At 51.0% G+C, this 17,933-nt stretch carries 16 protein-coding genes; 8 read left to right on the top strand and 8 right to left on the bottom strand.

Going from position 1 to position 17,933, the window contains the following annotated elements:
* The first annotated feature begins 270 nt into the window (after window positions 1–270).
* Window positions 271–2,214, top strand: coding sequence for an FUSC family protein (locus tag GRF59_RS19675; RefSeq protein ID WP_160499420.1), 1,944 nt, complete (start codon window positions 271–273; stop codon window positions 2,212–2,214).
* 75 nt (window positions 2,215–2,289) lie between these two features.
* On the opposite strand, the gene GRF59_RS19670 is transcribed toward GRF59_RS19675, so the two are convergent.
* From GRF59_RS19670 to GRF59_RS19650, 5 genes are all read right to left on the bottom strand, one after another.
* A complete protein-coding gene (locus GRF59_RS19670) occupies window positions 2,290–3,468 on the bottom strand; it encodes an NAD(P)/FAD-dependent oxidoreductase (RefSeq protein WP_160499419.1) in 1,179 nt (392 codons plus the stop codon).
* 38 nt (window positions 3,469–3,506) lie between these two features.
* Window positions 3,507–3,947, bottom strand: coding sequence for a helical membrane plugin domain-containing protein (locus tag GRF59_RS19665; protein ID WP_160499418.1), 441 nt, complete (start codon window positions 3,945–3,947; stop codon window positions 3,507–3,509).
* A 612-nt stretch (window positions 3,948–4,559) separates the two neighbouring features.
* Window positions 4,560–5,087 (bottom strand): CcdC family protein, encoded by a 528-nt coding sequence (locus GRF59_RS19660; protein ID WP_160499417.1) that lies wholly within the window; start codon window positions 5,085–5,087, stop codon window positions 4,560–4,562.
* 102 nt (window positions 5,088–5,189) lie between these two features.
* Complete coding sequence (locus tag GRF59_RS19655) at window positions 5,190–5,762, bottom strand: TetR/AcrR family transcriptional regulator (RefSeq protein ID WP_160499416.1); 573 nt, start codon at window positions 5,760–5,762, stop codon at window positions 5,190–5,192.
* Between the two features lie 2 nt (window positions 5,763–5,764).
* Window positions 5,765–6,481, bottom strand: a complete 717-nt coding sequence (locus GRF59_RS19650) for an MBL fold metallo-hydrolase (protein WP_160499415.1) — start codon at window positions 6,479–6,481, stop codon at window positions 5,765–5,767.
* A 364-nt stretch (window positions 6,482–6,845) separates the two neighbouring features.
* Here GRF59_RS19650 and GRF59_RS19645 point away from each other — a divergent pair, with 364 nt between their 5' ends.
* Window positions 6,846–7,454 carry an RNA polymerase sigma factor gene (locus GRF59_RS19645; protein WP_160499414.1) on the top strand — a complete coding sequence of 203 codons (609 nt, stop codon included), beginning with the start codon at window positions 6,846–6,848 and terminating at the stop codon, window positions 7,452–7,454.
* Window positions 7,402–9,039, top strand: a complete 1,638-nt coding sequence (locus GRF59_RS19640; RefSeq protein WP_160499413.1) for a DUF4179 domain-containing protein — start codon at window positions 7,402–7,404, stop codon at window positions 9,037–9,039. Before GRF59_RS19645 ends, GRF59_RS19640 begins: the two co-directional genes overlap by 53 nt.
* 103 nt (window positions 9,040–9,142) lie before the next feature.
* On the opposite strand, the gene GRF59_RS19635 is transcribed toward GRF59_RS19640, so the two are convergent.
* The gene (locus tag GRF59_RS19635) at window positions 9,143–10,183 is read right to left on the bottom strand and encodes a PocR ligand-binding domain-containing protein (RefSeq protein WP_160499412.1); all 1,041 of its coding nucleotides are present in this window, start codon (window positions 10,181–10,183) and stop codon (window positions 9,143–9,145) included.
* Between the two features lie 331 nt (window positions 10,184–10,514).
* Here GRF59_RS19635 and GRF59_RS19630 point away from each other — a divergent pair, with 331 nt between their 5' ends.
* Together GRF59_RS19630 and dhaK are read left to right on the top strand one after the other, a co-directional pair.
* Entirely contained in the window at window positions 10,515–11,657 is a 1,143-nt protein-coding gene (locus GRF59_RS19630) for a glycerol dehydrogenase (protein ID WP_160499411.1), read from the top strand.
* A complete protein-coding gene (gene dhaK, locus GRF59_RS19625) occupies window positions 11,654–13,408 on the top strand; it encodes a dihydroxyacetone kinase subunit DhaK (RefSeq protein WP_160499410.1) in 1,755 nt (584 codons plus the stop codon). The genes GRF59_RS19630 and dhaK overlap by 4 nt, the downstream gene beginning before the upstream one ends.
* A 96-nt stretch (window positions 13,409–13,504) precedes the next feature.
* Here dhaK and GRF59_RS19620 read toward each other — a convergent pair whose 3' ends face one another.
* The gene (locus GRF59_RS19620; protein WP_160499409.1) at window positions 13,505–14,413 is read right to left on the bottom strand and encodes a putative RNA methyltransferase; all 909 of its coding nucleotides are present in this window, start codon (window positions 14,411–14,413) and stop codon (window positions 13,505–13,507) included.
* A gap of 383 nt (window positions 14,414–14,796) precedes the next feature.
* Between GRF59_RS19620 and GRF59_RS19615 the strand changes: the two genes are divergently transcribed.
* Window positions 14,797–15,213: an Rrf2 family transcriptional regulator gene (locus tag GRF59_RS19615; RefSeq protein WP_160499408.1), complete on the top strand. Its 417-nt coding sequence runs from the start codon at window positions 14,797–14,799 to the stop codon at window positions 15,211–15,213.
* Between the two features lie 202 nt (window positions 15,214–15,415).
* On the opposite strand, the gene GRF59_RS19610 is transcribed toward GRF59_RS19615, so the two are convergent.
* A complete protein-coding gene (locus GRF59_RS19610) occupies window positions 15,416–15,997 on the bottom strand; it encodes a TIGR00730 family Rossman fold protein (RefSeq protein ID WP_160499407.1) in 582 nt (193 codons plus the stop codon).
* Between the two features lie 185 nt (window positions 15,998–16,182).
* Here GRF59_RS19610 and GRF59_RS19605 point away from each other — a divergent pair, with 185 nt between their 5' ends.
* Both GRF59_RS19605 and GRF59_RS19600 read left to right on the top strand, forming a co-directional pair.
* Window positions 16,183–16,593, top strand: coding sequence for a DUF4395 domain-containing protein (locus tag GRF59_RS19605; protein ID WP_160499406.1), 411 nt, complete (start codon window positions 16,183–16,185; stop codon window positions 16,591–16,593).
* Between the two features lie 254 nt (window positions 16,594–16,847).
* Complete coding sequence (locus GRF59_RS19600) at window positions 16,848–17,903, top strand: lactonase family protein (RefSeq protein WP_160499405.1); 1,056 nt, start codon at window positions 16,848–16,850, stop codon at window positions 17,901–17,903.
* The last annotated feature ends 30 nt before the right edge of the window (window positions 17,904–17,933 follow it).

Below are 17,933 nucleotides of genomic sequence, written 5' to 3'. Positions count from 1 at the left end.
TTAAGAACATGCGGACAAGTTTGAATTTTGTTTGCGATTTTGACTGATCATGGAACCGACATAATCAATGTGATGAAAATCACAAGATCGGCATGCAGGCGATGGTACGCTGAGATTAAGGACAGGGTTATACTTGATTCGCTATATGGAAATACTGTTCATAGCAAGAGCGGCCTAGGGCAGCTTTACACGGTGCGGGATGAAATTCTGCTCCCAGTAAAGCTGCCCTTTTCAAAATGGCTGGCGCTTTCAGAAAGGAAGTAAAGAAGCATGAACACGCGAAGTCATCGGTCGTCGCTCATACATCCCGTGATTCGGCAAGCGTTTGAAATCAAAAAAACGGCTTTGCCCTGGAACCGTGCCATCAGTGCGGGCATCTGCCTCGGCCTTCCATCGCTTATCGGCCTGCTGCTAGGCCGCTTCGATTATGGACTGCTGGCGGGGACGGGCGGTTTTACATATTTGTATGCGTTTAATGAGCCTTATGTATTAAGGGCGCGAAAGCTGTTTTTCACGATGCTCGGCCTCGGGTTCTCCGTCTTCTGCGGCTCGCTGCTGTCGCCGTATCCGGTGCTGTCGGCGGTAGTGCTCGGACTGATCGGGGCGCTGGCTACTTTTATGTTCGGAGCCTTGAAATTCAAAGGTCCGGCGGCGTTGTTCTTCGTTCTCAGCTTCGCGCTTGCCTCCGGCATGCCGCATGGACCGTCCGAGGCGTTGACACGGGGAATGCTCGTCATTCTGGGAGGAGCGCTCGCTTGGCTGATCGCGATGGCGGGCTGGCTCACGAACCCGTATGGTCCCGAAATTCAGACGCTCCGCGCATTGTACCGCAATTTAGCGGAATTGCTGAATGCAGCCGGAACGGAAAAATACACCAAGGCAAGGCATGAGACACTGATCTCCATGGTGGAAGCGGAAACCGCCTTTGCTGGTCAAGGCAGCTCCTGGCGGGAACCCGGCCTTGTCGATCGGCTGCTCAGGTTGTTCCGGCAGGCCCATGTGATCTACCAGACAACGGACACGTGGAACCGGCGCAGGAAGGAGCCGCTTCCGGCGGCGTTGGGACAAGCGGTGAACAGTGCTTCCGCGGCGCTTCGCTCGCGCGGGAAATTGCAGGTGGAGGCTCTACGGGAACTGGAAGATGATCCGCAATTGCAGGACATTCTTCAGCCCGTCAAAGAGCTGTCTTCCATTGTTCAGCAAGATTCGAAAGAGGCATGGCAAGGGGGACGATTAACGGGCACCCCGGCGAAAAGCATATTTCTGGGTGCCTTCGACAAAAATTCACTCGTCTTTCTCCTATCCTTGAGATTCGGCATTATATTAACAATAGCGGCGCTGGCAGCCCATGCGTTTAATCTGAACCGTTCCTACTGGGTTCCTTTGTCGTGCGCATCGGTCATGCTCGGCTCAACGGTGATAGCGACCTTCCATCGGGCCATTCAGCGTTCGATCGGCACGATCATCGGCATATTGGCCGCAAGCGCGATTTTGTGGGCTCAGCCGGAGGGTTTCGTCATCTCGGTTGCCATCATGCTGTTCACTTTTTTTGCCGAGCTGTTGATTGTCCGCAATTACGCCATCGCTATTTTGTTCGTGACGCCGAATGCGCTCCTGATGGCAGAAGCGAGTTCACATATTCATAACGTGGCGTATTTTGCGGGAACCCGGATCGTGGATGTGATCACCGGCAGTGTGATCGGTTTGATTGGGGTGCTGCTCTTGGGCCGCAGATCGGCATCAAGCCGCATACCTTATTTGATGGGGCGAACGATCCGGAGCCAGTCGCAGATGGCTGCGATGCTTTTCACCGAACAACCGGCCACTTACCGCGCGGAAGATAGCAGAGAACAGCGTTATATGAAGACGAATCTGACCAATTTGACGACTGTCTATGCGACGGCGCTCGGCGAGATTCCAAGAAGCGAGGCGGAGCTGCAGCGTCTTCTGCCCGTGGTGTGGGCGTTGGATCAGTTTGCGTATCTGCTGAACTCCTATGCGAGAACGCCAAACCGGCCCGAGCTTCCTGATCCCGAGCTTGCCCGGTTGCTGTTGTCTTTCGAGAAAACGGCCCAAAGCGCCGAACAGCAGCGCAGCATGGTCCTGCCCGAGGTACCGGAGCTTGCGCTTGCCCCGAAAGTCCGGCAGGAGCTGATCTCTCTGCAAGCGGCCCTGGAGAAGAGCTTAGCGGCCGAAGCCGTTTCAAGCGAATAAGCGCAAACCAAAAAGCCCCGCCCAAATGATCGACATTTGAGTGGGGCGTTATTGTTTTGACTATGGATGATAGTCCTAGTAAGCCAGTGTGAACAACGCTTTGATATGGGAGAGGTAACGGATGTTACTTGCTTCCTTCATCATAGTTGCAGGCAGACCTTTAAGAGAAATGTTGTTTTCGCCTACAGTAGCTACGCCGTCTTTGCGTCCAAGACTTGCCAGTGTACCGGAGTTCACAGGAGCGAAGGTTTGGTATGCTTTGTCATTCAGATATGCGTACAGGTTGTAGCCGATCAGCTCGCCCATTTGCCAAGCGATTTGAGCCGTTGGCGGGTAAGGACGGCCGGTTGCGTCGAATACAACAGCGCTGTCCCCGGCAACGAATACATCTTTATGGGATGTAGATTGCAGGAATTCGTTGACGGTTGCGCGTCCGCGGTTGACTTCCAGACCGGATTCGCCCACAAGAGGGTTGCCTTGAACGCCGCCAGTCCATACGAAAGTGTTGGTAACGATTTTTTGACCGTCTTTCAGGTCAACTACGTTGCCTTCCACATTCGTTACAGGAAGCCCTGTCAGGAATGTTACGCCGCGTTTTTGCAGACTTTCCGTAGCACGCTCAATGAGGTGGTCAGGAAGCACAGGCAAGATTTTAGGACCTGCTTCAACGAGCAGCAATTTGATTTCAGCTTGGTTAACGCCGTATTTTGCAGTCAATTTTGGCAAAATATCAGCGATCTCGCCAACAAGCTCAACGCCAGTCAAGCCGCCGCCGCCGATGAGGATCGTAGCGTCAGCTGCATCTTTCGTTTGCGCATAAGCTTTGATGCGGTCTTCAATGTGCTGGTGGATCCGGTTGGCATCCTCAGCGGATTTCAGTACCATGCTGTATTTATCAAGTCCTGGAATACCGAAGTAAGCCGTGACGCTGCCCAGACCAACAACGAGCGCATCGTAAGAGAGCTTGGAGCCGTCAGCCAATTTGATTTCTTTGCTGTCTACCGAGAAAGAATCAACTTTTCCGATTTTCAGATCGATGTCTTTACCTTTGAACAGTTTGTCAAGAGGCATTGCAATGGCTTTTTCCTCGATGCTGCCTGCTGCAAGGCGATGAAGCTCGGTAATGATTTGGTGAGTCGGATATTGGTTCACCACGGTGACGCGCGCCTGATCTTTGTTCATATATTTGCGCAAAGTCAGAGCAGAGAGAAGTCCGCCATATCCTGCACCCAAAATGACAATATGTTTTGACATAGAATTTTCCTCCGTCCTTACTGGTAATATAGAGAGATTTATTTTTGTTCTTTAGCGCGCTCAGAAGAAACTTGAAGATATGCGTTCACGAAGCGGAACAATTTTTGCGCTTGAGGGTCTTTCAGCAATTTGAGCATACCGAAAAGACCGATTACTTCATGGCTCTCTTCAGCACGGTCTTTGGCTTCGATGACGTTGGCTGCAACATTTTTAGCGGATTTGATTACTGGGGAAGCCATTTCCGAAATTGCACCTACAGTGTCGCTTTTCAGCGTTTTGTCGGTAGCGACGGATTGAGCGAAGTCGTAAGACTTTGTCAATACATTCACAAGCTCAGTCAGCTTTGGAAGATGGTTGACCAGAGTAGTCAAAGATTCCTGAACCTCTGGCTTGAGCAGCTGGTCCAGCAAATCATTTTGATCTTGGCTGACAGGCGTGTTCGCTTGTTCAGTCTTTGCATCAGTAATTGTTTCTGACATGTCCATTTCTCCTTTGCGTAAGCAGCAATGCTTAGTTTTATTATAAAAAAGGGCTGATAGACCCTTTTTAGGCAGAGGGGTCTATAACCATGAGAGACCTTTCCCAAAAGAAAAAGGCCGAGATCTAAATGAAATGAACTAAAGTAACGGTAGAGTATCTAAATATGCCATAATACAGATGGCGATGATAACTGGCTATACTTTAGTTCAATTGATCTAAATCACCACTACATATGTTAACATAATGCTCTCTAAAAGGATAACGAGGCATTTAAGTGGGAAGTGACGAATTGTGAAGAATTACACATGATTACGGCATCTTGGTCCAAAATTCTCTGTTTTGCTTCATTTTTACGTTGGAAACGTGACGGAATCCATAGCGCGGCAGCATAAAACAGGGAATAATCCCCGGTCCGGGAACGCTCTTCCATAGGCTCTTCACCTCATTCCGGCCAAGGCATAAATAGCGGTTGCCGCCAGGCGATTTCACCTTCTCTTCCTATGATGTGTTCATCGCTTGAAAATGATGAGTAAGATCAGAAAAAAACCGCTTCCCTTGCACAGCGCAAAAAGGGGAGCGGTTTTGGGAATGCATTTGTGCAGTTGTTTATTTTAAGGCTGATGAGGCGCTTCCGGACTAAGCGGTTTACCGCTGAGTTGGCCTCCAGCTTCGATCTCGCGATACTGTTTCAGCATGAAAATTCTCCAGCGGACGATCATGCCGAAAGCCAGCAGGAAGAATAAAGCCCCGGACTGCGGGATCGAAACATACTCATCGATGACTTGGTGAAGCACCGTACGAACGATGAGCAGAACGAACAGAATGACGATAAAGCTCTTAGAGCGCCTTGCGAATACCTGCCCTTCGCTGACTTCAAATTTCGTACTTCGGATCAGCGGATATGAGAATATGAACCAGCCAACGAGAAAAGCAGCCAAGGCCCAAAGCCATGGAACCCGAACCTCAGGCGCCACGAACATGAGAAAGCCTGTTGACATGCCAAGCGGCGGAATGAGTATCTTTTTGATGGTCACCGGTCTATTACTGGCCTTCAAGCGGACAAAAATGACCAGGAGTGCCATAACCAGAGCCCCCACGGTGGAGCCGATTTGAAGATATGAGGGACTAATATGAGCCAAGTGTAAGACTCCTCTCTGAATATGATGTAATTAATCACGTATAACTATATTATATCACACCCATCAAGAAGTAAACTTGAACGTCACATAACATCTTTGACCTTAAGCCTCGCTTTTATTCAAATGCATTCCTTTTAGGAAAGTGCGCAGTCCATATTGTACGCTTTCTTCTAGCTCCAGATCCATTTGGAAGCCTCTATGCTGCTCCAGGGTAGCGTATCCATGCAAAAGGCTGCGCAGTCCGCGGATGGCATGCAGTGTCTCTTTCTCTCCAAGCTGGTAAGGCTCCATGATCCGTACAAACAGATCGAGAAGTTCCTCCTTGGCTGTCTCCAGATCCTCATGCTGCTGCGTATTTACTTTATAGAAGGCTTCATAGAGGCCGGGTCGTGAACGGGCGAACCGGAGGTAAGCCTCACACATGCTGAGGATGGCCTCATCGCCGGATTTGCCGATAACGGCGTTTCGGGTCGCATCAACGAGAAGATGCAGGCAGTAAACGGTAAGCGCCCCCTTCAGATCAGGAAGTCCTTTGACATGATTGTAGAGGGAAGGGGAGCGTACGTTTAGCTTCTGAGCAAGCGCTGCGAGCGTAAGAGAATCAAGGCCGGATTCATCGGCCAGTTCTGCTGCGGCAACCAGCAGGGTTTGGCGGTCAAGTCCCATTCTTGCCATTGCTATTTCACCTCCCGGAAGGCGGCTTCAGCACGCTGAATCGCCCGGATCATGGCCTCATGCGGCTGTTTCAGCATATGTCCGTGGCCTACAGCCAGATAGGAAGGCTGTAGCTCAGCGAGGCGGCGGGCGCTGTTCAGCGCAGCATCCCTGTTCCACGTCGCCATGGCGGGGAAGGGGAACAGCGGCTGCACATGACCGGATACGGCCATACCGCCCCGGACCTGGAATGCATCGCCGACAATCAACACTTGGCTGCGCGTATCCAGGAAAGCCATATGGCCTGGCGTATGGCCCGGGGAGGCGATCGCCTGCAGGGAGCCGATCCGTTCGCCGTCAGCGATCAGATGATCGGGCTTGGTGCGTATTTTTTTCGGTACATCGCCCTTGATCGGCATCTGAGGCTCCCCTTCTTCAAGGGCGCGGCTGCCGGCTAGCAGGGCTTGATCCCGGCGCGATATATATACTTTGACGTCAGGAATGGCTTCCTTCAGACCATCCAGTGCGCCGACATGGTCACCATGGGCATGGGTAAGCACAATCCGGGTAATAGGCTTGCCGAATGATTGTGCAGCCTTCAAGATTCCCTTCAGACTGAACGGCATACCTGCATCAATCAGCGTCAGGCCGTCGTTTTCTTCGACCAAGTAGACATTAACCGGGAACAGACGGGGTAAAAAAGCAAGCTGGGTCACTTGATGAACGGTCGTTTTTTTCATAAATAAGCATCCTCCCATAATATAAACTAATATTATTAGTATATTAACTAATGAAATTAGTTTTTGCAATGGTTATATTTCCTATACTTTGCATCCGGTCCCTAAGATCTCCCCTTCAATATAAGAGCGAGTATAAGTATGAAGCTTCATCGAGGAAACGGTTCTTATTCTATGATTGCGAAAAAAGCGTTTTCAAAAAGACAGATTCATACTATAATGGTTTTGTAAACCCTTTCATATGTCTAATCTGATTTTTGAGTCCTTCCTTGGGAAGGGCTCCTTTTTTTGCCAAAAAAGTGAGAGAAACAGCAGTGTACCTCCGTCTACTATATAAATGAACGATGAATGAGCAGGGAGGATCGTTATGGCAGACCCGTCACAGGACGTTGCGCTGGTCAGGCAGGTACTGGCTGGGGACAAGAAGAGCTTTGCCCAGTTGGTGGATATGCACAAAAACAAAATATATGGCCTATTAAGGGGTATGGGAGCCAGTCCGCAGGATGCCCAGGACTACACGCAGGAGGCGTTTCTCAAAGCTTATCGCAAGCTGGCAGGCTTCAGGGAGGAAGCGAGCTTCGCCTCTTGGCTGTACGCCATCGCCGTGAACGTGATGAAGGATGCCGGAAGGAGAAAAAAGCCAGAGCCGGTGGACGCTGATGTGCTGATCCGGGCACAGCATCATCAAGCCGAAACGCCGGAATCGGCTTATCTCCGCAAGGAAGCCGGCGGGGAAGTGCAGCAATTACTGCAGCAGCTGCCTGATAAATATCGGATCGTCCTGCTGCTGCGATATACGAATGAACTAAGCTATGACGAAATTGCCGCTATTTCCGGCATTGAGGTGAATCAGGTACGCAACCGGCTGCACCGGGCCAAAAAGTCTCTACGAAAAAAGTTCAAGGAGAAGGAGGGGATGATACATGACATGCTGGAAGCTTGCTCAGACCAAAGAATCCATTCAGTCTGGAAATAAGGCGGATGAAGAGCTGGAATTCCATATCCGGATGTGCCCGGAATGCCAGGGTCTGATAGCTGCGGCTGATGAGGAGGAAAAGGTATGGACGCAGCTTCTGTATGCCGAGAACCTCCCGGAAGGCTTCACCGAGCAGGTGATGACTTCCCTAGAACAGATGGAGATCGAGCCTGCTTGGGAGGAATCCATGGCTGTTTCCAAGAAGCGTCATCCGAGATCGTGGCCTTTCTTGAAAAAAAGCGCTTTGTGGGTCGCTTCGCTTCTCCTCGTAGCCATGGCATTGACTTTGTACGCGCAGCCGTCCATAGCCGACTGGGTCCGGTCGATCTTTTCAAAGGAAACCTCGGATAGCGGGATGATGGATGCCCGAAGCCTTGGGCTCGTGCAGAACCCCCATGTAAAAGTGAAGGATAAAGGTTACACGATTGAGATTAACGAAGTGGTCGCCGATGCGACCCGGCTTGTGATGGGGGTGAAGGTGACGGATCCGAGGGGGAAACCTCTTATTTATCAAGTGGATTGGAGTGGCCTTCATATTAAGGATATGAACGGGAATGAGATTGGCCAAATCAGGGGGCAGGAGGGCTCAAGCAATATTGAAAAATTAAACATTTCTTTCGTACAGGAAGTTCATACGGATGAGTTGGTCATAGAGGCACATGTGAACCGAATTCATATTCCATGGTCAGATAAGGTTGTACAGGGGAACTGGGATTTCAAATTTAAAGCGGACATTCGAAAAGCCAATGCACTCAATATCACGACGCCGCTGCATGAAACCTATACGACGCCGGACGGTTTAATGATTCAGATGGAGAAGCTGGTTCGCACGCCAAGCGGAGTGCGCCTGTTTATGGCAACCACCCTAAGTCCTGATGCGGCAAAACGCTCCCCGGGCGAACTGGAAAGCATGCAGCAGCTCATGTTTCATGTTGAGAATGAAGAGGGAGAGAAAGTCGCAAGCGTAGACAACGTATTCGGAGGTAGCAGGGTCATTGGACGAGATAGCCAGCTTCAAGACGGTAAACGGCAATGGGCATATACATTTAACTATCTACCCTATGACTCGCAAAAGCTGCGCTTCGTATTGGACGGATACTCCATTCCGATGAAAAGCAGCGGTTCTGTAGAGCTTGTTCCAAGTGAGCTTAAGGAGCACCCGGTCATATTCGAGGATCAGGGAGACATCGTTACATTAAGCGGTTTTACGGTGGGCCATGACCCAAATGCGAGGATAAACGAACCGATCATCGCAGGCCTGATCGAGATGAAGGGGAACTTCAAAAATATCTTTCAACGCGATCAATGGGTGGTCAGAGATCAGGATGGAAGGGAATATCCGGCAGAGTTCAGAGGAGCAGTCAGTGGGTCAGTCTTTATGGGCGAGATCAAGGAGGCTTCCGGCGACCCCGGCTTTGTCGTGCAAGGCATGACCGAATTGCCGGAAAGGGCCACGCTGATCCGTAAAGTCACCGAAAAATGGTATCCGAACGTGAACTGGTCCTTCGAACTGCCGATGGGCAAGCCGATTCCGGGACTTGAAAACGTGGACCCGGAGAGCTACTGGAGCTCGGAGACGCCTTAGCCTTAGTGAGTACCCCTTATTCGGTGAAGAACCGATTAGGGGTATTCTCTTTTTGCAACTATTTCAGCCCTCTTACATTTATAGAGCCCTAGCTCCATCTTCGCTATAACTTTCGTTCATGCTCGCGATAATAGATTTTCCGGTACACCGCCGGGGTCAAACTTTCAAATTTCTTGAAAGTTTTGATAAAATAACCCGGCTCGGCGAAGCCAAGCTCGTCGCTGACCAGGCTGATGGGCAAATCGGTCGTCTCCAGCAGCTGTTTGGCCCATTCGATTTTTAGGCGGGGCACGAACACTGAGAAATTTTCGCCCGTTTCACGCGTAAACACGCGACTGAAATAGCTGGGGCTGACATGGCACAGGCTGGCCATATCCTGCAGACGGATGTTTTCATGCTTATGGCGGTACAAATAATCGAAGGCGGGCTGCAGCAGCGGATTCGACGAGCGGTATTCGTTGGTCGTACTTTTCTTGATTTTCGTTTCGATCAGTGTGCTGGACAGCTCGCTTTGCATCGCCTGGATTGTTTCGTACGTCGGCGCCGCGGCGCGCATGGAAGCAGCGGCAGGCGATTCTAGCGAGAGGGTCTTTTTATACATATCGATCGTCGTATGTTTGTGAATGGCCTCTTCCACGATATAGTTGCACAGATGGAAAAGCATATCGGCTATGGTTGATACCTCTTCCGAAGACAGTAACGGCAGAGACTGATATTCCGGCTGCAGGGCAGCAAACCTCCGGTCCGTTTCCGCGTTCGGCGGGCGGGTCACAATTTGCTCTAGGGGAAGACCCGAATCGCGGAGCTTGATTTGTCCCGCCATGATGGCGCCGATGTACTGGTTGTCAATAATGATGGGAATGGCAATATCGACGATGCCGAAATGGCATTGATACACATAAGGTTTATTGGTACGTACAGCCTCCAGACCTCCGCGCGCATCGCATTTCTGGCAGTAGGAGGACAGCGCGTCATCCTTGCGCACGGCTTGGCAAAAGGACTGGCAGTAGCTATGCTTCGTGACCGGAACGCCCTTGTAATCCACCGTGATGATCGCCATCTTGGTGACGAGCGAGAGCGAGTCTTGCAGCTTGTGCCATTTATCAATATCGATGATCCGGTTCAAATCATAACGTGAGTTCATATTTATCGCTCCAGATGGTTGGGAATGGTTTGGGTGGCCGGTACGGTGAAGGATCGTTCTTTCGATCCCTGTAGTCTCTGAATACCTGATCTATTCTTCGGAAAAGGTAGAAAATCGGAGACAAAGGATATGCTTCCAAAGCATTAAGATGTTGAGCTCCTTTTATTATACTAAAACGCCCGCTTATAGAACAAGATAGTACAATTTTGTGTGGAATGAGACATCAAAACACCATCGGAAAGCGCTTTAAAAAGCACTTGGAGTGCAATGAATTCCACTATCTGCCCCTCGTATAATGAATATTAGACTAATGGTGGAGGGGAAGAATATTATGAGAAAAGCATTTATCAGTCCCAGCAAATACGTTCAAGGTGAAAACGAATTATTAAATTTGGGTTACTTTATTCAAACATACGGGGATTCTGCTCTGTTGATTGCCCATCCGGAGGACGTGAAGCGGGTGAAAGACAAGCTGGATCTTACCATAAAACAATTTGATATTACGCTCGTTGAAAGCGGATTCCGCGGCGAGTGCTCCCGAGAAGAAGTGCAGCGGCTGAAGGAGCTGGCCCGGGAAAAGAAATGTTCCTGCACGATCGGACTAGGCGGAGGCAAAGCGATCGATACCGCGAAATGCGTGGCGGAAGGCGATGCGCTGATTATTGTGCCGACGATTGCGGCCACGGATGCGCCAACCAGCCATTCGGCTGTCATCTACACCAACGAAGGGGCGTTTGAGGATTATGCGTACTTCAAGCAAAGCCCAAGCGTGGTCATGATCGATACGACGGTGATTGCGAATGCGCCGACCCGTTTTCTTGTATCCGGCATGGGGGACGCCCTGTCGACATACTTTGAAGCAAGAGCGACTTCGCGCTCCTTCACGAAGGTGAATGCCGGTCTGCCATGCGGCGTTCATGCCGGAGCTGCGCCAGTGGCCCGGGGAACGAAGGCTGCACTCGCGCTGGCCAAGCTCTGCTACGAAACGCTGCTGGAGGACGGCGTGAATGCCAAAATCGCCTGCGACAGTAACCAGGTTACCCCGGCGCTTGAAAATATTATCGAAACGAACATTCTCCTGTCCGGACTCGGCTTCGAAAGCGGTGGCCTGGCGGCAGCGCATGCGATCCATAACGGTTTGACGGCGCTTGAAGGTACCCACCATTATTTCCATGGCGAAAAGGTAGCCTTCAGCACCATCGCCCAGCTGGTTCTTGAAAATGCACCCAAGTCCGAGCTGAACGAAGTGCTGGAATTCTGCGCAGCGGTTGGCCTGCCGGTATGCCTTGCCGATATCGGCGTGGACAGCATGACGCAGGAAGAGCTGCTCAAGGTTGCGCAAATGGCTTGCATTCCGGAGGAATCCATTCATGCGATGCCGTTCCCGATCACGGAGGAATCCGTCGCGGCGGCCATCGTGGTAGCGGACCAAATCGGCCGGGAATTCAAACAAAATAAGGATGCGATGAAATGAAAAAAATCATGAACCAACCGGAGACGCTCGTCAGAGAAATGTGCAATGGCCTCGTCATGGCGCATCCCGGTCTTGAGTTTAACAGCAAACATAAAATCATCAAGAAAAAGAATATCCACGCGCAAAAGGTCACGCTGATCAGTGGCGGCGGCAGCGGCCATGAACCGGCGCATGCAGGCTTCGTGGGCAAAGGCATGTTGGATGTCGCCGTCTGCGGTGACGTATTTGCTTCCCCTTCCCAGATTCAGGTCTATCAAGCGATCCGGTCATCGGCAAGCGAAAAGGGAACGCTGCTGATCATCAAAAACTACAGTGGCGATATCATGAATTTCAAAAATGCGGCACATCTGGCTGCCGAGGACGGCATTCAGGTCGACTACGTGAAAGTGGATGACGACATCGCCGTGGAAGACAGCCTGTACACCGTCGGAAAAAGAGGGGTTGCCGGAACGGTCCTCGTCCATAAAATCGCGGGTGCAGCAGCAGAGGCAGGCATGTCTCTTGCGCAGGTCAAAGCAGCTGCCCAGGATGCCATCGACAATGTCAAAAGCATCGGCTTTGCGCTCACCTCCTGCACAGTACCTGCCAAGGGCACGCCAACCTTTTCTCTTGGAGAAGATGAAATGGAGTACGGCGTAGGCATTCACGGCGAACCGGGTATCCGGCGGGAGAAGCTGATTTCAGCCGACGAACTGGCTGGCCGAATGGTGTCAGAGCTGCTGGAAAGCTTGAAGATCAGCGGCGATAATGCGCAGAAAGTGGCCGTATTAATCAATGGATTCGGTGGAACTCCGCTGCAGGAGCTGTATCTGCTGAACAACGCTGTGATGCGGGAACTGTCCTCCCGAAATGTCACGGTCGTTAAGGTATTCGTAGGGAACTACATGACGAGCATTGACATGGCAGGCGCTTCGCTATCCATCATGAAGCTGAATGATCAGCTGACGTATCTGCTGAGTGAAGAATGCGACACGCCGGCACTTGTCGTTAAGAACGCATTCGAGCCTGTCCAATTCAACGAAGTGGTTGGTGAGGAGGGCGGGGAATCCGTATCCTACACAATGGTGACGGATGAAGCGCATGCTGTCGTTCAAGGCGGGAAGCTGTCGCTCGGCAACATGATCTATCTGATCGATAAAATGAGCGAGACCATTATCGAGAACGAGATTCCGTTCTGCGAGCTGGACTCCCATGCGGGCGACGGCGACTTTGGCATGAGCGTGGCCAAGGGCTTCAAGCAGCTCAAAGCAGAATGGGATGACATAACCGCCCAAGCAAGGGATATTGGAACATTCATGGACGCCTGCTCACTGATCATTATGGAGCACTGCGGCGGCGCTTCGGGTCCGATCTGGGGATCGGCTTTCCGTGCAGCCAGCAAATACGCGGGGGCCAGGAAGGAACTGTCCATACCGGAAATTGCGGATATGATGAGTGCAGTCGTCAAAGGCATTCAGGATACGGGAGAACGTTCTTTCGGACGAGGAGCCGTGGTCGGAGACAAGACGCTGATCGATGCCCTGGTGCCTTATGCGGATGCATGGGCAGCTGCGGCCCGTGATGGTCTGGAGCTGAAGCAGGCAGGCATTCAGGCGGCTAAAGCCGCCGTGGAAGGCGCCCGCAAGACCGAATCGATCGTAGCCCGGATGGGCCGGGCCGGAACGGTCGGAGAGCGGAGCATCGGCTATCCGGATGCCGGGGCACATGCTCTGGGCGTCATATTCACCGGGCTGTCGCAGGCGCTTCGTTAGATTCGCAAACCAAAAGCCGTCATGTTCATGAGACGAACATGACGGCTTTTTTATATTGGGCTTAAGTTTATCTATACATGAAAGGACTCATACATTTCATGTTAATCCGTTTAAAGGTTCATTCCATAAAATAATGAAATCAAACGTCAGCGTAAAGGTTGGTTGTGCCAACAGCCGCCGGATGTTTTCCATAGGCGCATGCCAGGATAAGGGCGTCATTCTCAGCATCGCTTCCAGATGTTGTCCGCTCAGCTGGACCTCATACCGGACGCGCTGCTGCGTCATCCCCGGAAAATGCCTGGCAAACAGGGCGGCCGTTTCGCCGGATTTCTCCTGCTGCAAAGGCCCGGGTCGGCCGTACAGGACCTGACGGAACTCTTTCAAGTAGCCGGGTCCAGGGATGACTTTCACGAGCCTGCCGCCTGGAGCCAGCAATCGCCGGAATTCTTCGTAATTGGAGGGCGATAAAATATTGCAAATGATATCAAAAGTCCGATCCTGAAACGGGCTGCGGGCCAGATCCGCCACGCACCAGATCACCGGAGCATTTCCTTTGGCCGCCAGCGCGATGCCAGGCTTGGACGCATCCATACCCGCTGCAAGGATATCCCGGTGCGAGGCGAACTGCAGCTTATGAAGCAGGTAAACGAGATGCGATCCTTCCCCGGAGCCGGCATCGAGAATGGATGACGGTTGCGCGGATGCAGGCTGCATCATGCTACCTTGTATGCCGTCCGCCAGTTTATCCAATAAGGGCGCGAAATAACCGCTGCCGTTGATGAGTCGGCGTGCTCCAAAGAGCTCCTTGTCGTACTTGGAGGCTTTCGCGTTCGGCAGCAGGTGAACATAGCCGTCCTTGGACAGGTCAAAGCTGTGATTTGCTGTACAGGCCAAGCTCCGTTCGTTTACGATGTTCATCGGCAAGGAACAGACCGGACAGCGAAAAATATGCTCATAGAGAGCCATCAGGCGCGCTCGCACAAGCGTATTTTCTTTTTTGGACAATGTAAAACACCCCATTCATTCGTTGGTATGCAAATGAAAAGGCACAGCCGAATAAACCCTGGGTCTTGGCTTTGAAAAAAGCAGCAGGGCCGATTCAATCTGTACCTTCCATTAACGCAAACGAATGAACTTAATAATCATGACTGGAGTTTCATCTCCTTGAAGAAAATTCGGAGGGGGTTGCCCTCGGTTCTATTGTAACGCAAACCCGATTCGGGATAAAATCACAGGAGTGAGGTTTATCTTGACTTGAGAAAGTCACACTAGGACTAAAGCGTCCTCATCATCAGGATCTAAAGGGGCTCGTGTGCATGCAAAAGGGGCTTCTCAGGTTGACATTACCAACTGTTAACCATATAATTACAGTATAAGGAGGAGCGAAAATGAATAGTGAGTTTAACATTGCCGTCCATTGTTTAACCCTTCTTAGCTTAAAAGAGGATCATATGGCTAACAGTGAAGAGATTGCGAAAAGCGTCTGCACGCATCCCGCTCGCATTCGCAAAGTGCTTGGCCTGCTGCGCAAGCATGGATATGTGGCGACAAAAGAAGGGGTTGGCGGAGGATATCTGCTGAATCCCGGCACAGAAAACGCGACGCTCGGAGACTTGTATCGTCTGCTTGCCCAAGGTTCCCTAAAGCCTGGCTGGTGCTCAGGCGGTGATGAACTGCCATGCGAGGTGGCGGCCAATATTCAGGGGATTATGGATCAAATATATAGCGGCGGGGAATCGGCGCTGGAGCGTTACCTGGACGGGATTACGATGAAGGATGTCAAACGCCAGATCGTAGAAGCCTAAGCGGCGTATACGTTTTAAACCCAATAGCTTACCATGTTAAGCAGTTCCGGAATGAGGGGCTGCTTTTTTCGTATGCAAAAAATAAAACCGTTTGTAAGTCTGTCCAATGCGGACATTCAGGCATATGGCAGTAGCAAACAATACAAAGGCAACACCAAACAGACCCGGAGTTCCCGGGTCTGTTTGGTGTTCGCAGTTTTTTTTATGTCTGGTCCGCTCTAAGAAACGTCTTAACCGCAGGCGGTTCATAGGATGTGAATTGATCAAGCAGCCCCGCCGGATCAGTATCCTTCATTGCCATCGAGAGGTATTGTTCGTGCAAAAATTGCTCGCTCGCCATATGCTGAAAAAATGCCAGTAAAGGGTCGTAATAGTGGTTGATATTGAGAAATCCAAGCGGTTTGCGGTGAAGCCCAAGCTGGCCCCAAGTGAAGATCTCGAAAAATTCTTCCATCGTGCCCGGTCCGCCGGGAAGAACCATGAAGCCTTCAGCCAGTTCGGCCATTTTGGCTTTGCGTTCATGCATGGATTCCACGATAATCAGCTCGGTTAAGTGCTTGTGGGAGAGTTCCTTTTTGTCCAAAAAGCCGGGCATGACCCCAATGACCTGTCCGCCTTCCGCCAAAACGGCATCGGCAACCGCCCCCATAACGCCAACGCTGGATCCCCCGTATACGAGCGTAATCCCTCGCCGGGCCAGTTCCCCGCCTAACTTTTTTGCACCTTCCACATAAATGCCGGATGCTCCTTTACTGGAGCCGCAAAAAACAGCTACTGATTTCACGCCAATCTCCTCCTCGCAAGTCTGGTCTCTTCTCTAACGATTGATACTGCTCATCTATTATATCCTAGACCGGAAAAGGGATGGTTAACCGAAGTGCAATATTTTTCTTTTTGAAGATATTCAATTCACATTTATCTTATAGGAATAGTATAATATAGTTGGATTCAAGAAGGGGGTGCTCTCGGATGAAGGAAATTCCTGAGCCGTATGTAAAAGCGAATCAGACCGGAATCGTTTTATTGGTCATCTTCACTGCGGTGTTCAACCAGCCATTGATCTTGCTGGCACTTTGGTGCATACAGGTGGTGGGGCTTATTGCGGGTAAAAATCTGTTTGTGCTGCTGGCGAAGCCTTTTTTGAAAGTGAAGGGGGCGCATACGCAGGCTCTGGAACTTCAGCGCTTCAATAATACGCTGGCTGTCCTATTCCTGACGCTGTCGCTGCTGTCCTTCCTGATCGGGCTGCCTGTGCTGGGTTATGTGTTTGCCGCCATGCTGTTTCTGGCCGCTTTTGCTGCCATTTGCGGATACTGCATCGGCTGCACGGTTTATTTTCAATACAAGCAGTTTAAAGCGAGAAGAAAGTTGCGGATGTAATCCATCGCTCTATATATCATGGCACTGCCCTGCGCCTGATCTGGCGTCGGCGGTGCTTTTTTGCTGGTGGGGAGTTATTCCGCCACTGGGAAAAAGACAACTGCCATGGGTAATAGATAAGAGAAGCGCTTCAAGTTTAGTTCTGGAAAACACAAGTTAACATTGCCGTGGGACATGTAAACCTTTATTGTAGAAATTATGGACAGATCTTTAATTTGAATTGATCAAATGATGGTAAAGGAGTGGATTTCAACATGAGTGATCACAAGAGCTTGTTTTATACCGGTACATACACCGGGGCGGACGAACAGGGGATATTCCTGTGTTCTTTGGATTTACAGAGTGGACAAATGGAGATCGTAAATGGTACGGATGGCATAGCTAACTCTTCGTTTTTGGCTTTGAATGACGCGCGGGATCGGTTGTATGCGGTAAGCGAGACGGAGCAAGGGGAAGTCTACGCATATTCGGTTGACGCCGAAACAGGCGAGCTGCATTTGCTGGACCGCAAGCCAACGGAAGGTTCTGCTCCCTGCTATATTGCATTGACTCGTGACGAAAGCCATGTGCTGGTTGCCAATTATTCAAGCGGCCATGTCGATGCTTATCGCATCGGGGATCAGGGGGAGCTTGAGCTGAGCAGTCTGGTTCAGCATAGCGGCAGCAGCATCAACCAGGATCGCCAGGAGGGAGCGCATCCGCATTCCGTATTCCAGGATCCGGAGGGGAAATATGTGCTTGTATGCGACCTGGGAATGGACGAGATTGTCTTCTATCGTCTTGAGGATGGCAAGCTGGTATCGCACCATGCCGTGAAGACGGCTCCGGGGGCGGGACCGCGGCACTTCGACTTCCATCCGTCAGGGCAATGGGCTTATGGTATCAACGAGCTGGACGATACGGTGAACGTGTATGCCTTGGATTCGCAGGCAGGGGATATGAAAATTCTGCAGACCCTGTCAGCTCTTCCGGAAGGTGCCGCACGGGGAAGTGCTAGCGCAGACATTCATATCACGCCATGCGGCCGGTTTCTGTATGCTTCCAACCGCAGCGAGGACAGTATCGGACTATATCACGTCAACCCATCCACAGGCTTGTTGACGTCGGTGGAATGGGTATCCACGGGCGGAAAAACGCCGCGGAATTTCGCTGTTTTTAAAGGCGGTTATGTGCTGGCGGCCAATCAGAACAGCAGCACCATCGTTTCCTTTAAAATCGACAAGGAGAATGGACGGCTAACTCCAACGGGATATGCGCTTGAGGTACCGAAGCCGGTATGCATCCTTCCGGTCACCAAGTGCAAACATTAGTCGGTCATTTGAAAGTCGATTAATAAAGCA

The sequence above is a fragment of the Paenibacillus dendrobii genome, assembly GCF_009807035.1.
GTDB lineage: Bacteria > Bacillota > Bacilli > Paenibacillales > Paenibacillaceae > Paenibacillus_AQ > Paenibacillus_AQ dendrobii.
This window is presented reverse-complemented; position numbering and strand designations above follow the sequence as displayed.

Bases quoted from the DNA above. Each gene is read 5' to 3' on its own strand.
- GRF59_RS19650 (WP_160499415.1), bottom strand. From the start codon at position 6,481: ATGAAAAAAACGACCGTTCATCAAGTGACCCAGCTTGCTTTTTTACCC.
- GRF59_RS19675 (WP_160499420.1), top strand. From the start codon at position 271: ATGAACACGCGAAGTCATCGGTCGTCGCTCATACATCCCGTGATTCGG.
- GRF59_RS19655 (WP_160499416.1), bottom strand. From the start codon at position 5,762: ATGGCAAGAATGGGACTTGACCGCCAAACCCTGCTGGTTGCCGCAGCA.
- GRF59_RS19605 (WP_160499406.1), top strand. From the start codon at position 16,183: ATGAAGGAAATTCCTGAGCCGTATGTAAAAGCGAATCAGACCGGAATC.
- GRF59_RS19635 (WP_160499412.1), bottom strand. From the start codon at position 10,183: ATGAACTCACGTTATGATTTGAACCGGATCATCGATATTGATAAATGG.
- GRF59_RS19670 (WP_160499419.1), bottom strand. From the start codon at position 3,468: ATGTCAAAACATATTGTCATTTTGGGTGCAGGATATGGCGGACTTCTC.
- dhaK (WP_160499410.1), top strand. From the start codon at position 11,654: ATGAAAAAAATCATGAACCAACCGGAGACGCTCGTCAGAGAAATGTGC.
- GRF59_RS19615 (WP_160499408.1), top strand. From the start codon at position 14,797: ATGAATAGTGAGTTTAACATTGCCGTCCATTGTTTAACCCTTCTTAGC.
- GRF59_RS19645 (WP_160499414.1), top strand. From the start codon at position 6,846: ATGGCAGACCCGTCACAGGACGTTGCGCTGGTCAGGCAGGTACTGGCT.
- GRF59_RS19640 (WP_160499413.1), top strand. From the start codon at position 7,402: ATGACATGCTGGAAGCTTGCTCAGACCAAAGAATCCATTCAGTCTGGA.
- GRF59_RS19600 (WP_160499405.1), top strand. From the start codon at position 16,848: ATGAGTGATCACAAGAGCTTGTTTTATACCGGTACATACACCGGGGCG.
- GRF59_RS19665 (WP_160499418.1), bottom strand. From the start codon at position 3,947: ATGTCAGAAACAATTACTGATGCAAAGACTGAACAAGCGAACACGCCT.
- GRF59_RS19630 (WP_160499411.1), top strand. From the start codon at position 10,515: ATGAGAAAAGCATTTATCAGTCCCAGCAAATACGTTCAAGGTGAAAAC.